This is a genomic window from Streptomyces sp. NPDC001858 (assembly GCF_053594615.1).
Window position 1 is genome coordinate 345,132 of sequence record NZ_JBSFEV010000005.1, and the last position, 16,521, is coordinate 361,652.

At 73.2% G+C, this 16,521-nt stretch carries 14 protein-coding genes; 10 read left to right on the forward strand and 4 right to left on the reverse strand.

Going from position 1 to position 16,521, the window contains the following annotated elements:
* Positions 1 to 30: 30 nt before the first annotated feature.
* Positions 31 to 999, reverse strand: a complete 969-nt coding sequence (locus tag ACWCPF_RS10235) for an ABC transporter substrate-binding protein (protein WP_451044523.1) — start codon at positions 997 to 999, stop codon at positions 31 to 33.
* 618 nt (positions 1,000 to 1,617) lie between these two features.
* Here ACWCPF_RS10235 and ACWCPF_RS10240 point away from each other — a divergent pair.
* From ACWCPF_RS10240 to ACWCPF_RS10255, 4 genes are all read left to right on the forward strand, one after another.
* Positions 1,618 to 2,847 (forward strand): NAD(P)-dependent malic enzyme, encoded by a 1,230-nt coding sequence (locus ACWCPF_RS10240; RefSeq protein WP_451044524.1) that lies wholly within the window; start codon positions 1,618 to 1,620, stop codon positions 2,845 to 2,847.
* Between the two features lie 299 nt (positions 2,848 to 3,146).
* The gene (locus tag ACWCPF_RS10245) at positions 3,147 to 4,112 is read left to right on the forward strand and encodes a zinc-binding dehydrogenase (protein ID WP_451044525.1); all 966 of its coding nucleotides are present in this window, start codon (positions 3,147 to 3,149) and stop codon (positions 4,110 to 4,112) included.
* A 116-nt stretch (positions 4,113 to 4,228) separates the two neighbouring features.
* Positions 4,229 to 4,438, forward strand: a complete 210-nt coding sequence (locus ACWCPF_RS10250) for a helix-turn-helix domain-containing protein (protein WP_358801192.1) — start codon at positions 4,229 to 4,231, stop codon at positions 4,436 to 4,438.
* The gene (locus tag ACWCPF_RS10255) at positions 4,438 to 5,061 is read left to right on the forward strand and encodes a Clp protease N-terminal domain-containing protein (RefSeq protein ID WP_451044526.1); all 624 of its coding nucleotides are present in this window, start codon (positions 4,438 to 4,440) and stop codon (positions 5,059 to 5,061) included. Before ACWCPF_RS10250 ends, ACWCPF_RS10255 begins: the two co-directional genes overlap by 1 nt.
* An 8-nt stretch (positions 5,062 to 5,069) precedes the next feature.
* Here the strand turns inward: ACWCPF_RS10255 and ACWCPF_RS10260 are convergent, their stop codons facing one another.
* Both ACWCPF_RS10260 and ACWCPF_RS10265 read right to left on the reverse strand, forming a co-directional pair.
* On the reverse strand, positions 5,070 to 6,254 hold the full coding sequence (locus ACWCPF_RS10260) for a helix-turn-helix transcriptional regulator (protein WP_451044527.1): 1,185 nt from the start codon (positions 6,252 to 6,254) through the stop codon (positions 5,070 to 5,072).
* A 1-nt stretch (position 6,255) separates the two neighbouring features.
* A complete protein-coding gene (locus tag ACWCPF_RS10265; RefSeq protein WP_451044528.1) occupies positions 6,256 to 7,365 on the reverse strand; it encodes a DUF4097 family beta strand repeat-containing protein in 1,110 nt (369 codons plus the stop codon).
* A 145-nt stretch (positions 7,366 to 7,510) separates the two neighbouring features.
* Between ACWCPF_RS10265 and ACWCPF_RS10270 the strand changes: the two genes are divergently transcribed.
* Positions 7,511 to 8,365 (forward strand): hypothetical protein, encoded by an 855-nt coding sequence (locus ACWCPF_RS10270; protein WP_451044529.1) that lies wholly within the window; start codon positions 7,511 to 7,513, stop codon positions 8,363 to 8,365.
* A 118-nt stretch (positions 8,366 to 8,483) separates the two neighbouring features.
* Here ACWCPF_RS10270 and ACWCPF_RS10275 read toward each other — a convergent pair whose 3' ends face one another.
* Positions 8,484 to 8,666, reverse strand: coding sequence for a DUF6104 family protein (locus tag ACWCPF_RS10275; RefSeq protein ID WP_019058231.1), 183 nt, complete (start codon positions 8,664 to 8,666; stop codon positions 8,484 to 8,486).
* A gap of 165 nt (positions 8,667 to 8,831) precedes the next feature.
* On the opposite strand from ACWCPF_RS10275, the gene ACWCPF_RS10280 reads away from it, so the two are divergent.
* The 5 genes from ACWCPF_RS10280 (at position 8,832) to fxsA (ending at position 16,510) form a co-directional block, all read left to right on the forward strand.
* The gene (locus ACWCPF_RS10280; protein WP_451044530.1) at positions 8,832 to 9,422 is read left to right on the forward strand and encodes a CU044_2847 family protein; all 591 of its coding nucleotides are present in this window, start codon (positions 8,832 to 8,834) and stop codon (positions 9,420 to 9,422) included.
* Positions 9,419 to 11,779 (forward strand): VMAP-C domain-containing protein, encoded by a 2,361-nt coding sequence (locus ACWCPF_RS10285; RefSeq protein ID WP_451044531.1) that lies wholly within the window; start codon positions 9,419 to 9,421, stop codon positions 11,777 to 11,779. Before ACWCPF_RS10280 ends, ACWCPF_RS10285 begins: the two co-directional genes overlap by 4 nt.
* 108 nt (positions 11,780 to 11,887) lie before the next feature.
* On the forward strand, positions 11,888 to 12,913 hold the full coding sequence (locus tag ACWCPF_RS10290) for an AAA family ATPase (protein ID WP_451044532.1): 1,026 nt from the start codon (positions 11,888 to 11,890) through the stop codon (positions 12,911 to 12,913).
* Positions 12,914 to 12,920: 7 nt separating this feature from the next.
* Positions 12,921 to 16,286: an SAV_2336 N-terminal domain-related protein gene (locus ACWCPF_RS10295; RefSeq protein ID WP_451044533.1), complete on the forward strand. Its 3,366-nt coding sequence runs from the start codon at positions 12,921 to 12,923 to the stop codon at positions 16,284 to 16,286.
* Positions 16,287 to 16,327: 41 nt separating this feature from the next.
* A complete protein-coding gene (gene fxsA / locus ACWCPF_RS10300; RefSeq protein WP_451044534.1) occupies positions 16,328 to 16,510 on the forward strand; it encodes an FxSxx-COOH cyclophane-containing RiPP peptide in 183 nt (60 codons plus the stop codon).
* Positions 16,511 to 16,521 lie beyond the last annotated feature (11 nt).

Below are 16,521 nucleotides of genomic sequence, written 5' to 3' on the forward strand. Positions count from 1 at the left end.
CTTTCAGAGCCGAGTCGAACGGTGCCGGTCTCAGGAACCGCCGTTGACCTTGGACTCGGTGATCGCGCCGTCGGCGACGCCCCACTTCTCGATGATCTTCTTGTACTCGCCGTTGTCGATGATCGCCTGGACGGCCGCCTGCAGCGCGTCGCGCAGCTGGGTGTTGTCCTTGGCGACGGCGATCCCGTACGGGCCGGCCTCGACCTGGTCGCCGACGATCTCGAAGTACTTGCCGCCGCCGGCGTTCTTGACGGAGTAGGCGGCGATCGGGAAGTCGGCGGAGACGACGTCCGCGCCCTTGGAGCGCATCCGGGTCTCGGCCTCGGGGTTGGTGGCGAAGTCCTCGATCTTGAGGGCGGCCTTGCCGTCGGTCTTGCACTTCGCCGCCTGGTCCTTGGCGAGGTCGTGCGAGAAGGTGTTGCGCTGGACCGCCATCGTCTTGCCGCAGAGGTCGTCCCAGGTCTTGATGCCCTGGGCGTCGCCCTTGTTGGTGTAGAGGGAGACGCCCGCGGTGAAGTAGTCGACGAAGTCGACGCCCGCGCCGACCTTCTTGCCCGTGTCGGAGTCGACGCCGTCCTGGCGGTCCTTGGTGTCGGTCATGGCCGACATCGCGATGTCGTAGCGCTTGGACGCCAGACCGCCGATGAGGGTGTCGAAGGTGGCGTTCTGGAACTCGAACTTCACGCCGAGCTGCTTGCCCATGGCCTCGGCCAGGTCCGGGTCGATGCCGGCCGTCTTGCCGGAGCTGTCCTTGAACTCGACCGGGGCGTACGCGATGTCGGATCCGACCCGGACGACGCCCTTGTCACGGATCGCCGCGGGGAGCTTGTCCGCCAGCGGGGCCGTGCTCGCCGAGCTGCTCTCATTGCTCGCGGAGTCGTTGTCCTTGGTCTGGTCACCGCAGGCGGAGAGCAGCAGAGCGCCCGCGACCGCGAGGGATCCGACCGCTGCCAGGCGGGTGCGCGCGGCGGTCGTGCGTCGGGTGATGCTTGCGGTCATGGTGGGTTCCTCCGGCGGATGGATGGAGATGCCGATGGTTCGACAATGCCGATGGGTCGACGAGAACACACACCTTTGGGTGTCGCGACCTCGTGTGATTAGGGCATCTTGCCATTCGGACTACGCCAATCAGGGGTGCACCCATGTCAAAATCGGATAACGGGCGACCCCCGAACCCCATCAGTCCGGTACATCACGACCGGACGGAGCCGGACCATCTGCGGGAATCTCCCGTTCCGGCCGGAAGATCTTCGGCTCATCTCATCATGTGATCGTTTGGCGTGCGCTTCATGCTTCGAATTGACTCCATGCGGGTCCATGTCGAGCCATTTCAGGACCTTGGCGAGTCTTCGCACATGACGCATGTCACTCCCGGTGACCACTGTCGAAGGTCCACAGGCCACGCGATGTGACCTTGCACGAATCGACTCGTCGGGTGTGGTCTCCGTCCGGTAAGAAGGTTTTTTACACCCCTCATCCGGGGCTCAGGGCGCGTGTGCGGCGCGCCCGACGCGCGGGCGCCCGTCGCATCACCTCTGGGGCCCGCGCGATGCCCGCCCACTTCTCAATCAGGAGTGGCCACCCTCAAGCCAATGAAGACCTAAGGGGTAAGACACAGTGGCAGCGGAGATCGTCAATCCTCGCGGCAAGAGCACCGACGGATCGGGCCCGGAGGGCGGTGCGGAGCCCCTCGACTCGTTCGACCCGGTGTTCGCGCTGCACCGTGGCGGCAAGATGGCCGTGCAGGCCACCGTCCCCGTCCGTGACAAGGACGACCTGTCCCTCGCCTACACACCCGGTGTGGCGCGGGTGTGCACCGCGATCGCGGAGCAGCCGGAGCTGGTCAACGACTACACGTGGAAGTCGTCCGTCGTCGCCGTCGTGACCGACGGCACGGCCGTGCTCGGGCTCGGGGACATCGGCCCGGAGGCCTCCCTTCCGGTGATGGAAGGCAAGGCGATTCTGTTCAAGCAGTTCGGCGGCGTGGACGCGGTTCCGATCGCGCTCGCCTGCACGGACGTGGACGAGATCGTGGAGACGGTGGTGCGCCTCGCGCCCTCGTTCGGCGGAGTGAACCTCGAGGACATCTCGGCGCCGCGGTGCTTCGAGATCGAGCGCCGCCTCCAGGACGCGCTCGACATCCCGGTCTTCCACGACGACCAGCACGGCACCGCGATCGTGTCGCTGGCGGCGCTGCGCAACGCGGCGAAGCTCAGCGGGCGGGAACTCGGCGAGCTGCGGGCGGTCATCTCGGGCGCCGGCGCGGCCGGTGTCGCCATCGCCAAGATGCTGCTCGGGGCCGGTATCGGGGACGTCGCGGTCACCGACCGCAAGGGCGTCGTCTCGGCGGACCGCGCGGACCTCACCGACGTCAAGCGCGAGCTGGCCGAGATCACCAACAAGGCCGGGCTGAGCGGTTCGCTGGAGGACGCGCTGGCCGGCGCGGACGTGTTCATCGGCGTCTCCGGCGGCACGGTCCCGGAGGACGCGGTGGCCTCGATGGCGAAGGGCGCGTTCGTCTTCGCCATGGCCAACCCGACCCCCGAGGTGCATCCGGACGTCGCCCACAAGTACGCGGCGGTCGTCGCCACCGGGCGGTCGGACTTCCCGAACCAGATCAACAACGTGCTGGCGTTCCCGGGCATCTTCGCCGGTGCGCTGCAGGTGCGGGCGTCCCGGATCACCGAGGGCATGAAGCTCGCGGCGGCGGAGGCGCTGGCCGGGGTCGTCGGCGACGATCTCGCGGCCGACTATGTCATTCCCTCGCCGTTCGACGAGCGGGTCGCTCCCGCGGTGACTGCGGCGGTTGCCGCGGCTGCCCGGGCGGAGGGCGTCGCCCGCCGGTGACGTTGGGCTGAATGGCCCCGCCCGTCAGGGCGGGGCCATTCCTTTGCCCACCCACCCGCCCGTTCGGGTGAGCTGCCTCGGCGCCGTCCTGGGGGGCTTCGCCCCCCAGACCCCCCATCGGCCCCGAAAGGGCCTCGTCCTCAAACTCCCCCAGAGGGGGTGCCCCCAGACGGGCTGAGGGGCCGCCGTTCGGCCCTCGCCGTCGACACTCACCGCCCGCCGTGGCCGAAGCGCAAGAGGGCATGTCTCACAGCCGCCCCCGGTTTCGCCCGCCCCTCACCGCCCCTATCGTCGACGTCATGTTCGCCGTCTACGCCGCCCGAATCGACCGCGACCAGCCGCTTTCCGGCCTGGAGTTGGGGGAGCGCCCGGCCCCCGAGATCCGGCCCGGCTGGAGCACCGTCGACGTCAGGGCCGCCTCCCTCAACCATCACGACCTCTGGTCGCTCCGAGGCGTCGGCCTCCCGGAGGGCCGGCTGCCGATGATCCTCGGCTGCGACGCCGCCGGGGTCGACGCGGACGGCAACGAGGTCGTCCTGCACTCCGTGATCGGGCAGACCGGGCACGGTGTCGGACCCGACGAGCCCCGCTCCATCCTCACCGAGCGCTACCAGGGCACCTTCGCCGAGCAGGTCGCCGTGCCGACCTGGAACATCCTGCCCAAGCCCAAAGAGCTCTCCTTCGAGGAGGCCGCCTGTCTGCCCACGGCCTGGCTGACGGCGTACCGGATGCTCTTCACCAACGCGGGGGTGCGGCCCGGTGACTCCGTCCTCGTGCAGGGCGCGGGGGGCGGGGTCGCCACGGCGGCCATCGTGCTGGGCAAGGCGGCCGGCCTGCGGGTCTTCGCCACCAGCCGGGACGAGGCCAAGCGGAAGCGGGCGCTGGAGCTCGGCGCGGTCGAGGCCGTGGAGCCGGGTGCGCGGCTCCCGCAGCGGGTGGACGCCGTGATCGAGACCGTCGGCGCGGCCACCTGGTCCCACTCGGTGAAGTCGCTGCGGCCCGGCGGCACGCTCGTCATCTCCGGCGCCACGAGCGGCGACCGGCCCTCGCACGCCGAGCTCACCCGGATCTTCTTCCTGGAGCTGAAGGTCGTCGGCTCCACCATGGGCACCAAGGACGAGCTGGAGGACCTGCTCTCCTTCTGCGCCGCCACCGGCGTTCGCCCCGTCATCGACGAGGTGCTCCCGCTCGACCGGGCCCGCGAGGGCTTCGAACGGCTCGCGTCCGGCGACCAGTTCGGCAAGATCGTGCTCACCCACGCCTGACGAGGACGGGACGGCCAGGGACGTCAACGGTCCAGGGGCGCCCAGGGGTGCCCAGGGGTGCCCAGGGGCGTCAACTTTGATTGACACTGCCTCTCGTGTCAATGTAAGTTGACGCCATGACCGAAGCAACGGATCTCGCCGAGCGCGCCGGCGACCGCGATCCACGGGTCGGACTGCGCGCCGTCGCCGCACTGCGCCGGCTGCTGGAGCAGCTGGAGTCGGTGCAGGTGCGCAGTGCGCGCCATCAGGGCTGGTCGTGGCAGGAGATCGCCGCGGAACTCGGGGTCAGCAGGCAGGCCGTGCACAAGAAGTACGGGAGGCAGTGATGTTCGAGCGATTCACGAAGGACGCCCGAGCCGTCGTCGAAGCGGCGGTGGAGCATGCCGAACGGGCGGGGGCCGAGCGGGTCGAGGAGACCCATGTGCTGCTCGCCCTCCTCGACCGCGAGGGCAGCCGCGGCTCGTTCGCGCTGGCCGCGCTCGGACTGCCGCCCGGCCGACGCGAGGGGCTCGTACGGGATCTCGGCGAGGTCCGCCGCCGGGGCGGCCTCTCCCGCGCCGACACGGACGCCCTCTCGGGGCTGGGCATCGACGTCTCGGAGATCGTCTTGCGGGTCGAAGAGGCCCACGGGGAAGGCGCGTTGGCGGCGGAGGGCAACGGCGGGCGGGGCGGTTCCGGGGCGCGCCTCTTCGGCGGACGGCCCTTCGGCAGGCTGCCCTTCGGCCAGGGGGCCAAGGAGCTGCTCACGGACACCCTGCGCATCGCCCTCGGCCGCCGCGAACGGTCCATCGGCGACGAGCACATGCTGCTCGCCCTCACCAGCCGCCGCGGCGCCCCCGCCGAGATCCTCGCCGACCACGGCGTCACCTACACCACCCTCACCCGGGTGCTGTACGGCCAGGGTCATGGCCATGGCCAGGGGCGAGACGGCGAGGCCAAGGCCGGCTGAGGGGAGCCTCAGGGCCGCGGGGCGCGGAGTATCACTCCGATGTGCGCCGCCGCCGTCGACAGATGGCGGCGCGCCTCACGGAGCTGGTCGCCGGTGACGCCGTGGTCGCGCGCCGCGTCGCGGATGTCGTCCCGGAAGCGGTCGAGCAGGCGGTCCAGGTCACGGGCCGGGTCGCCGCCGGACTCCTCGTGCGCCCAGGCCGGCTCGTACTCGGCCGGGAAGTCCTCCGGGGTACGGGAGTACTCCGGACGCTCGGTCGCCGAGGCCTTCGGGGGAGTGCCGGAGCCGGTGGTCGTCGCGGAGTCCGTCGGCGCTGCGGAGTCCGTGGGCGTCTGGGTCTGCGTCGGCGTCGTCGGGCCTGTCGTGCCGGGGCGGCCGAAGCCGAAGTCCTTGCCGTACTCCCGTCCGAAGTCCTTGCCGAACTCTCCGAACTCCTTGGCGAGTTCGGTCAGGCCCTCCCTGACTCCCATCGGCCAGTCGCCACGGGTGAAGTGGTCCTGGACCTGTTCCTGGACCCGGCGGGCGATGCGCTGCACCTCTTCCTGAGCCTGGGTCCGGGCCCGCTCCTGGGCTTCCTTGGCCTGGCGGCGGGCCCGCTGCGCTTCGTCCCGCGCGCGACGGCTCTCGTCCTTCGCCCGGCGGGCCTGCTCCTTCCACTCCTGCTTGACGCGGCGCATCTCCTCCTTGGCGGCGCGCCACGCCTCCCGGTCGCCGTACTCTCCGTACTCCGCGGAGTCGCCGTGCTCGCCGTACTCGCTGTGGTCTCCGTGCCCGCCGTGTTCCGCGGAGTTCGCCCCGGCGCCCCTGCGGGCCTCCGAGGCCGCCGCTCGCATCTCGCGGCGCAGATCGCCCGCCGCACCGCGTACGTCGGCCCGGATCTCCGCGGCCAGCTCGGCCACGGACTCGCGGATCTCCAGCTCCAGGTCGACCAGTTCACCGCTGCGGTCCGCCAGTTCGGCCCGGCCCGCGTCGGTGATCGCGTACACCTTGCGGCCGCCCTCGGTGGTGTGGGTGACCAGACCCTCGGCCTCCAGCTTGGCCAGCCGCGGGTACACCGTGCCCGCCGAGGGGGCGTAGAGGCCCTGGAAGCGCTCTTCGAGGAGGCGGATCACCTCGTAGCCGTGGCGCGGTGCTTCGTCCAACAGCTTCAGCAGGTAGAGGCGGAGACGGCCGTGGGCGAAGACGGGAGGCATGTCAGAGCACCTTCTTGTCGGTCGTGCTGTCGGCCGGGCCGGCGGAGGAACGCTCGCCGCCCGGGCCGGAAACGGCATTGTCCCCCGAGTCGGAGTGCGGACCGGATCGCGCTTCGGCCTCCGGCCCGGCGGCGGGGTCCGATGCCGGCGCCGACGCCGGGGCGGACGTCGATGCCGGCGCGGACGTCGGGGCCGACTCCGACGCCGGGGTCGACGTCGGGGCCGATGTCGGTTCCGGGGCTGGTGCCGGTGCTGGGGCGGGTGCCGTTTCCCAGGCGTCCTCCCGCGCCTCGCTTCCCGCCTCGTCCGCCGGCGGTCGCCGGAGCAGGGCGATCGAGCCGGAGACCGTCGTCGCCTTCAGCCGGCCCGTGCCCGCGCCCAGGCGGCCGGTGATCCGCTTGGCGCCCCACTGCCCGCTGACCCGGAGATCCTCGAAGGCGTTGGAGACCGAGCCGCTCGCGGTGTTCGCCTCCACCCGTGCGTCCGCCGGGTGGGGCAGCCGGATGGCGATCTCGCCCGAGACGCTGGTCAGGTCGATGTTCGTGGGGCGGCTCGTGGGGTCGAGGTCGACGATCATCGACCCGCTCACGGAGTCCGCCTTCACGGAGGAGCCGGCCTCGACGACGGTCAGGTCCCCGGAGACGGAGTTGAAGCGCAGGTCGCCGGTGAGGGCCTGGGCCTCCACGTTCCCGGAGACGGTGTCCGCGCGCACCGGGCCCGCGAGCCCGACCAGGGTCGTGTCGCCGTTAACCCCCTTCACCTCGGCATGGCCGTCCATGCCCGAGACCACCGCGCCGGCGCTCACCACGCCCACTTCCACCCGGGTGCCGGCCGGCACGGCGAGCGAGACGACGGCGCTGCGCCGCCAGCCCTTGCGGTCGAGCCACTTGAGGAAGCCCTTCCAGGGCAGATCCTCGTACGCCACCGTCAGGTTCCCGTCGCGGTGGCTCACCACCAGGGGCGGTCCCTCGATCCGGGAGACCTCCAGGCGGGCGGAACCTTCGTCCGTACCCACCACGTTCACAGTGCCGTCGACGATGCGCACGTGCAGTTCGTGCACGGGCTCGTCGAAAGAGAGCTTCTTCGGCTCGGCGACGGACCACTCGGACATGGTGCGGACCTCCCTCTCGACAGCGACACGACACGCCATATCGCGTCTCACGTAAAACACGATATATCGCGGTCATCGAAAGTCAAGACACCCGTTCTGGTGATCACTCCCGCCCAAAGGTGACGAACTGGCCTAGCGTGTGATCATGCCGAGCGATGACACGGAAGCCGGGGAACGCGGTGGGGCGCTGCTGCTCTGCGGGGCGGAGCCCGAGTCCGTGGCCCCCGCCGCCCATCTCCTGCGCGCCCGCATGCTGCTCACCGGGGCCGGTCGAGCCGGCGGCGAGTGGAGCGTGCTGGTTCCCGAGGGCGAGCTCTGGCAGAGCGGCGACGAACCGGTGGACCGCGTCCTGACCGGCTGGGCCACCGCCCTCGCCGTCGGCGCGCCCTGGCCGGTGCTCGCGCTGTGGTGGGACGCCGACCGCGCCGGCTTCACTCTCGCCTCCGGCTTCCGCCGTCCCGTCGGCTACGTCTGGCTCGCCGACGGCACCCCGGTCGGCGAGGACGAGGCCATGCGCACCTTCGCCGCCCGCCTCGGCCTCGACCCCGTGCACGACATGGAGTCCCTGGAACGGCTGACGCGGCAGGACGACGGAGCCGACGCCCACGCGCGCGTACGCGCCCTGGTCGCCGTCCTCGCCCGCACGGGCCTCGCGCTGCCCGCGGGCCTGGCTCCCGGTGCGTCCGCCGACCGGCTGCGCGAAGTCGCCCGCGCCCGGCCGGACGTCCGGCAGATCGCCTGGCTGGGCTGGTGGGAGACGCTCCGCGTCGAACTCGACGCCGTGGAGGACAGGGTCGAGCACAGCCCCCTGGGCCCCTGGCTGCCCTGGTCGGGCAGCCCACGCGCGCGTGCGCTCGTCCTCGCCCAGGTGGCGGCCGGTCTGCCCCTCACGGTCTGGGGCGTGCGCCGGCGCAGCGCGGGCTGGATCGCGGCGGGCGCGCTGCTCCTGGCCCACGGTGCGCTCGGACTGTCGTACGAACTGGTCCGCCCCCGCGACTGACCGCCGCCCGGGTCTACGGTCGGTTCGTGCTCAGGAACGGGCCTGCTCGCTGCCCGGAGCGACCGGCCACGACGGCGCCGCAGCGGAACGACGGCATGTCGCGGCGCTTCCGGCGGAGCTACTCGTCGTCCTCGTCGTCGTCCAGGCGGGCCAGCCACGTCGCCAGGCGTTCCACCGGGACCTCGAAGTCCGGGTTCAGGTCGACGAACGTCCGCAGCTGCTCGGCGAGCCACTCGAAGGTGACCTCCTCCTCGCCGCGCCGCTTCTCGAGTTCCTCGATGCCGCGATCGGTGAAGTACATGGATCGTGCTCCGTGGGTGGGTCGCAGGGATAGGGGTCCTCCGTCGGGGGAAGGACCTTTGTTCCTGTGAAGGGGAAAGGTTCCGCTCTCCGGTCGGGAGGGGACAGGAAAAGGATAGGCGTACGCACGGGCGGGACCAGGGGGACGGGGAAGCGGGGGAGTGCCATGAGCGCTGAGGACGTGACGCGGGTAGCGCGGATCGCGCTACCGGACGGGACACCGGTGTGGGCCCGGATCTCGGGGGCCGGGGAATTGACCGCGCCGGCCGGGCAGGCCGGGCGGCTGTCGTACAGCGACACCGGGTTCACCGAACGGGTGGAGGCGAGCGTGGAGAGTCTGCACGCGCTCGTCACGGGGGTCGCGCGGTCGCTGGCGGAGCCGCTGCGCGCGGTGCGGCCCGACGAGGTCAGCGTCGAGTTCGGCATCGAGCTGACGGCCAAGGCCGGGAAGGTCGTGGGCCTGCTCGCGGACGGGGAGGCGAAGGCCGGCATCACGGTCACCCTCACCTGGAACAGCGGACCGCCGGACCTCGAAGCACCGCCCCCCGCCGCCGATCCGCACGCCGCCACGGCACCACGCGCGCGTGACGGATCGTCGTCCATGGCACCACGCGCGCGTGACGGATCGTCCTCCACGGCGCCACGCGCGCGCGGCGGTTCATCGTCCGCCGCGGGCGGGGCGGGGCACGAGGGCGCGTCCCCCGGCGCGCCGATGCACGGGGGCGGCGACGGCACGCCGGGCGGGGGCGGAGCGTGACGGGCGGGCACGCCCTGGGCGCATCGAACACGTTCGATGCGGCCCGCCGTGCACTGCGTGGACTCGTCGTGGCGGCGACCGTGCGCATTCATCGCCCGGTCGTCGGGTATGCCCTGGAGGAGCCCGGCACGTTCCTGGGAAGCGGCTTCTTCGTCGCCCCGAACTGGGTTCTGACCTGCGCACATGTGGCCTGCGGCGGGGAGGGGGGCGAGGTCGCGGTGGTCTATGAGACGGCTCCCGGGCGGGGAGTGTCGACCGCACCCGGCAGGGTGGTGGCGACCCTCCCCGACCGCGCCGAACAGTCCGTGCCCGCGGCCGGCAACTGGCCGGCCCCGGACCTGGCCCTCGTCCAGCTGACCGAACCCGTGGACGACCACGAGTGCGTCTACGTCTCCGAGCGCCCGGCCGCCTACTACGGCGAGGGACGGGTGCTGTACGCCGGCTGGACCGAGAACGAGGGGCGTCTCCAGGTCCTGGACGGCACCCTCACCGTGCAGGGAACGATCGGCGGCTGGTCCTCGGACGTGCAGATGCGGCTGGGCGACAACGATCTGCCCTACGGCGTCTCGGGCGGCCCGGTGATCGACCCCGCGCGCGGTGAGGTGATCGGCGTGCTGAAGGCGCGCTCGGACCACCGGCCCGGCGGCACGTCCACCGGGATCGAGCAGCTGCGCACCCTGCGGGTCCCCGCGGAGGGGGTGTCCGCCGAGCACAGCGACCTCTACCAGGCCGTCTTCCATGCCCACGACCGCTACCACCGCGACCGGCAGCGCCATCCGGCCGCCCGCCGCCAGACCTGGACCGACGTACAGGGCCGGCTCGGCGCCCGGCCGGGCCGCACCCTCAGCCCGGACGAGCGGATCCAGCTGCTCGGCCGGCTCGCCGAACTCCCGCCGCCCGAGAGCACCCGCGGTCTGCTGGACGTCCTCGACTCCCTGCCGGACTTCGAGGCGCCCACCCCGCTGCCCGCGCCGCGCGGCTGGCGCGACGGCCTCGGGGCGCTGTACGAGAGCGCGAGTGACGACGGCGCGCTGGAGCTGGTGCTCGACTACGCGATGCGGGCGATGTCCGCTCCGCGTCCGTTCCTCGTGCCCAGCACCCCGGACGCCGAGAAGGCCCTGTGGGTCTGGGTGTGGCAGGCCGCGCAGCGGCTGAGCATCCGTTACCGGTCCGGCCTCGCCGAGCAGCGCATCGAGCGCCTGCGCCGCCGGGACCAGGCGGAGCGCGAGGCGGAACGGCACCCGAACCACGACACCCCCGACACGTTCTCCGGCCCCCCTGGTCCGGCCCCCGGCGGCATCGCCCCGACGCCCGGCACGGGCGCGCACAAGCAGCACCGGCGGCCAGGCTCCTACGCACACGCGCCTACCGACACACAGGCAAGTACCGACGCACACACGCGTACCGGCTCCGATGCATACGCGCATACCGACGCACACGCGCGTACCCGCACCCGTGCCGTCGGCAGCGTCGCCCGGCCCTCCGCGCTGCTCGAACTCGTGCAGCGCGGCTGGGAGCCGGACCGCTGCGACTGGTCGGTCGCCGTGTCCGCGCCCGGCGGGGACGCGGTCCGGCTGCACGAGGCCGAGCGCACGCCCCTGGCCGAGCTGCCCGCCCACCTGGCCGGTCCGCTCGCCGAGGCCTTCCGGCACTGCGACGAGCCCGGCCGGCCCGCGCTGCTCCAGGTCGCGCTGCCCCACGCGCTCCTCGGCCTGGAGGTGGACGCCTGGCAACTGCCGCCCGAGACCGAGTCGTTGGGCACCCTGCGGCCGGTCGTCGTGCGCTGCGCGGACCGCGACCGGCTGCCCGACGAGGCGTTCGGCGCATACGACACCGACCGCTACGACGACCCGTACTACCGGTACGACCCGTACGGCGCGGACGACTCCGGCGACGTGGACGAGGAGCGCCGGGCCCGCTGGCGCTGGCTGCACGCCCACCGCGCGCGGGCCGAAGTCCTGGACTGCGACGAGGGGTTGCGCAAACCCGTGCCGACCGTGGAGCAGCTGCGCGCCCTGTCGCACGGCACCGTCCCGGTGCTCTGCCGGTACGGCGACCTCCGCTTCGAGGACGACGCGGCGGCGCTCGCGCGGATCGTGCTCGGCGGCTACGGCGTGGCCCTGTGGCGGCGCCGGCGCGGACAGCCCGACGACGTGTGCGGGGAGTTCCACCGCGGCACGATCGACGAGATCGCCGAACCGCCCAGCGCGCAGGCCCTTCCCGAGGCCGTGCACGATCTTCGGATGCGCCTGCGCGCGGGCCGCACCGAGTCCTTCTGGGCGGACGGGGTCGCCCTCCTGTACGACGACCCCCACCAGCCCCTCCCCGGAACCGGTGACCTGCTGGAGGCCCCTTGAGCCCACCCGCGCGCGGGCCGGTCGGCCCCTTACCAGGCACCCGCAGGATGGATAACGTGATGCACGTTCGGACGGCCGCGGCGGTGGACGAGTGACGAGGACCGGATCATGACCGAATCCAGTGAGTGGCTCATCTACCGAGGCGCCGGCGAACCGCACGACGGGATCGAGCGGCTGCCCGATCCGCCCCCGTGGCGGGACTTCACCAGCCGTGACGCGGCGGCCGGCTCCGGCGACGGCTCCGAGGACCGCAGGCTCGGCGCGCACCGGCATCTGGCCGAGCTGCACCGGCCGGGCGCCGAGGAGCTGGAGATGATCAACGCGGCGCTCTATCTGCGCCGCCCGCTGCTCGTCACCGGCAGTCCCGGCGCGGGCAAGAGCACGCTCGCCCACTCGGTGGCCTACGAACTCGGCCTCGGCAACGTGCTGCGCTGGTCCATCGTCAGCCGGTCCGCGCTCCAGGACGGGCTCTACCACTACGACGCCATCGCCAGGCTCCAGGACGTGCAGATCGCCGCGCAGGGCGGGTTCGGGTCGGCGGCGGGCACACCGGGCGCGGTCGAGGGCATCGGCAGCTACATCCGGCTGGGGCCGCTCGGCACCGCGCTGCTGCCCTCCGACACCCCGCGCGTGCTGCTCATCGACGAGCTGGACAAGAGCGACATCGACCTGCCCAACGACCTGCTGAACGTCCTGGAGGAGGGCGAGTTCGCGATCCCCGAGCTGGAGCGCATCGCCGACCGGCTGCCCGACGGCGAGGCCGAGGTGCTCACCGCCGACGGCGTGAAGGTCCGGGTGCGCGACGGCCGCGTCCGCTGCCGCGCCTTCCCCTTCGTGGTGCTCACCAGCAACGGGGAGCGGGACTTCCCGGCCCCGCTGATGCGCCGCTGTATCCACCTGGAGCTGGGGCGCCCCGACCACAACCGGCTCGCCACGTTCGTCCGCGCCCATCTGGGGGACGAGGCGGCGCGCGCGGGGGACGATCTGATCACCCGGTTCCTGGAGCGGTCGCGCAGCGAACTCCTCGCGGCGGACCAGCTGCTGAACGCGATCTACCTCACCGACGCGGCCGCGCCGCCCAGTCGTGACCGCCTGGCAGACCTGCTCATCCAGCGACTCGACCGCCCGAGGTGAGGGCCTGATGCCCGACGCAGCGGCCCGCCACGGCCCCGTCCCGCCCGACGGCGATCCGCTCGCCGAACTCGTCGTGCGGCTGCGCGAGGTCGGGCTCGATCCCGACGTCACGCAGTTGTGCGACGCACTCTGGCTGGCGCGCTGGACCCGGCCGGTGGAGGCGGTCGAACCGGAGGAGCCGCACACCGCGACCGGCGCGCTCCCCGGACTCCGGCTCACCGGCGGGCGCGACCGGGACACCGGCGGCCGGGACTCGGGGGAGCGGACCGGGCGGCCGGAGCGGCGCCCGCAGGACGTGATGGCCGACGGGCGCGTCAACCTGTACCCGATGCCCCAGGACGGGCTCCCGCGCGCCCGCGGCACGGGCCGGGCCGCCGCGCTGCCGGTCGGCGTACCCGCCGCCCCCGCGCTGCCCGCCCCACTCGAACTCCAGCGCGCATTACGCCGGTTGCAGCGCTACCGGAGCCCGGCGCCGCCGCTGCGCACCGTGCTCGACGAGACGGCCACGGCGGAGCGCAGCGCGCAGGCCGGCGGTCTGATCCTGCCCGTCCACCGGGCCGTCACCCGGGGCGACGCCCGGCTGCAACTGGTCCTCGACGCCTCGTCGTCGATGCGCGTATGGGACCGGCTGTTCGTCGAACTACAGCAGGTTTTCGGTCAGTTGGGGGCCTTCTCCGACATCCAGGTCAGCCATCTGCACCAGGGCCCGGACGGCGAGCCCGCCGTCAGCCGCAGCCCCGACACCTTCGCCGCGCCGCTGCACTCCACGGACCGGCTCAGCGACCCCACCGGCCGCCGGATCGTGCTCTTCGTCAGCGACTGCGCGGGCCCGCTGTGGCACAGCGGCCAGGCTCACCGGCTGCTGCACCACCTCTCCCGGCAGGGCCCGGTCGCCGTGCTCCAGCCGCTGCCGCAACGCCTGTGGAACCGCACCCGACTGCCCGTGGCCAACTGCGAGTTGAGCCGCGGCGAGACGCTCGGCGGAGCCTCCGCACTGCGCGTACGCACCCCCGCCGGCGTCCCCGTCGAGATCCGCCGCGGCGCGCTGCCCGTACCGGTGCTGCCACCCGAGCCGGTCGCCCTGGGCGCCTGGGCCAGGCTGCTGTCCGGGGCCGGCGCCGGGCCCGTGCCCGGCACCGTGGGCTGGGTGCGCGCCGACCAGCCGCCCGCCCCGACCGCGCGCGCCGACCGGCGGCGCACCCCGTTCGAACGCGTCAGCAGGTTCAGCTCCACCGCCTCCGCGCCCGCCGCCCGGCTCGCCGTCTACCTGGCCGCCGCACCCCTGTGCCTGCCGGTGATGCAACTCGTCCAGCGCACCATGCTGCCCGACTCAGGCCCGTCCGAACTCGCGGAAGTGCTGGTCGGCGGCCTGCTCACCCGCGCCACGGAACCGGCCGAGTACGCCGACGACGGCGCCCAGTGGTACCGCATCGAGCCGGACGTCCGCGACGCCCTGCTGTCCCGGCTCGGCCGCGACGAGGCCATGCTGGTGCTCAAGCACTGCTCGGAGTACATCGAGCAGCGCTTCGGCAAGGGCGGCCCCAACTTCCCGGCCCTCGCCCTCGCCCAGCTCGGCGACGGCGGCGCCGGCCGCCCCTACACGCCCACCGCCCGCCCCCCGGGCAACGGCGACCACGGCGACCACGGGGACAACGGCGGCAACGCCGACGAAGCGCCCGTACCGCAGCCCTTCGCCGAGGTCGCGGCCCGCGTCCTGCGCCGGTTCATGCCGCTGCCCGAGCAGTTCGAGACCCACGGCGGGCGCGGCGGCCCCGGGCAGCCCGCGGACCGGCCCACGCACCAGGCGGTCCGCCGGGCCCGCATCCTGATCGAACGCTTCGACGACGAAGGCATGATCCAGGACGTCATCGACGCGGTGCAGCTGCTGCGCGGCGCCACCGAACGCGAGCGGCCCACCGGCGCGGACCCCGAACTGTGGGCCGAGTACGCGCACTGCACCCTGCGCCTGTGGGAGGTGCAGGGCGGCGACGACCTGCTCCAGGAGGCGGAGGCCGCCGCCGAACGCGCCACCGCGCATCCGCGCCGACTGCACGAACGGGCCGTCCTCGCCCGGGTGCTGCACGCGGCGGCGACCGACCGCAGGCGCCGCGGCGACCGCACCGGCGCCCTGGACCTGCTGCGCCGCGCCGACCGCGAGTACGCCGTGGCCTGCGCGGCCCCCGACCTCGACGAGAACCAGGCGCTCAAACTCACCCTGGAGCGGGTGCGCGCCCTGGAGGCCCAGTGGCGGCTCGGCGGAGACAGCGCACTGCTCCAGGGCGCCGTCGGCATGCTGGAGGCCTTCGCCGACGTCTGGCCCGACCGCCGGCTGCGCCCGCCCGAACTCCCCCTGGAGCACGGGCGGATCCTGCTGCGGCTCTCCGGCGCCACCGCCGACGCCGTCCAGGCCCGGCTCTACGCCGAACAGGGCGCGCAGTCGCTGCGCAACGCCCTCGACACGGCCGAGCCGCCGTCCACCGCCGAGTCCGTACGCGCACGCGTACGCATCCTGCTCGACCTGGTCGACGCGCTGCTCCAGGCCGGCGGCCCCCTGGACGACGCCCAGACCCGGGTCGACGAGGCCCTCGCCCTCGTCCGCGAACAGGGCCGGCGGGCCGCCGTGCTGGCCCGCGCCGGACGGATCGCCCTGGCCCGCCACGCCGAATCGGGCGAGCCCGCGGAACTGGAGACGGCCGCGGACCGCTTCGCGCAGGCCGCCCAGCGCATGTCACGCGACGCGCCCGCACACGCCGACGTCCTCGCCGAGTGGGGCGAGGCGCTGCTCCGGCTCGCCGGACTGCAGTCCGGGACCCGGGCGCAGGGCACCCTCTCGCGGGCGATCCGCGTCCTGCGGGACTGCCGGATGGAGACCCCGGCGGGCAGCGCCCAGGTCGCCCACCGGCTGCTGCTGCTCGGCCGCGCGCTGATGCTGCGCTACCGGTCCCGCGGCGACCGCGTCGACCTGCGGGAGGCCGAGCACCTGTTCGGCCTCGCCGCGGCCGATGCGGAGGACCCGCTGCTGGCCGCCCGCTGCCGACTCGACCTCGGCCAGGTCCAGTTCGAGGCCTACCGCAGCCTGCGCCGCCCCGCCCGCCTCGACCTCGCGGTCGACGCCTTCCGCGACGCGGCGGAAGCCGCCCGGGAGGCGGAAGGGGTGGCCGAAACCGACCGTCGGCGCCATGAGGCCGTCGAACTGTGCGCTCAGGCGCACCACTGGCGGGGTAGGTCCTATGAAGCGGCCGCCCGGCCGCGTGCCGCACGCGAGGCCTACCGCCTCGCCCGCGCGGAGTGGTCGAGACTGCCGGACGACCATCTGGGCGCGGGCGAGCCGACGGCGGAACAGACGGCACGCCGGCTGGCCGAGCTGGGGTGAACGCGCCGGTACGGGTCACGTCGGCACGAGAGGGGAACGAGATGGACAGCACGGACGGCGCGGAACCCACGGTGGAACTGTCGGCGCTGCCGGATCTGACAGAGCTGAGCCTGGCCGAACTGGCGACGATCCGACACCCGCTGCTCCAGGAGGTGCTGGCGGATCTGCGCGAGCGGGCCAAGCGGCCGAGCGATGTGCTCTGGGGATTCAGCAGTTCCTTCTGATCCCATCGGGC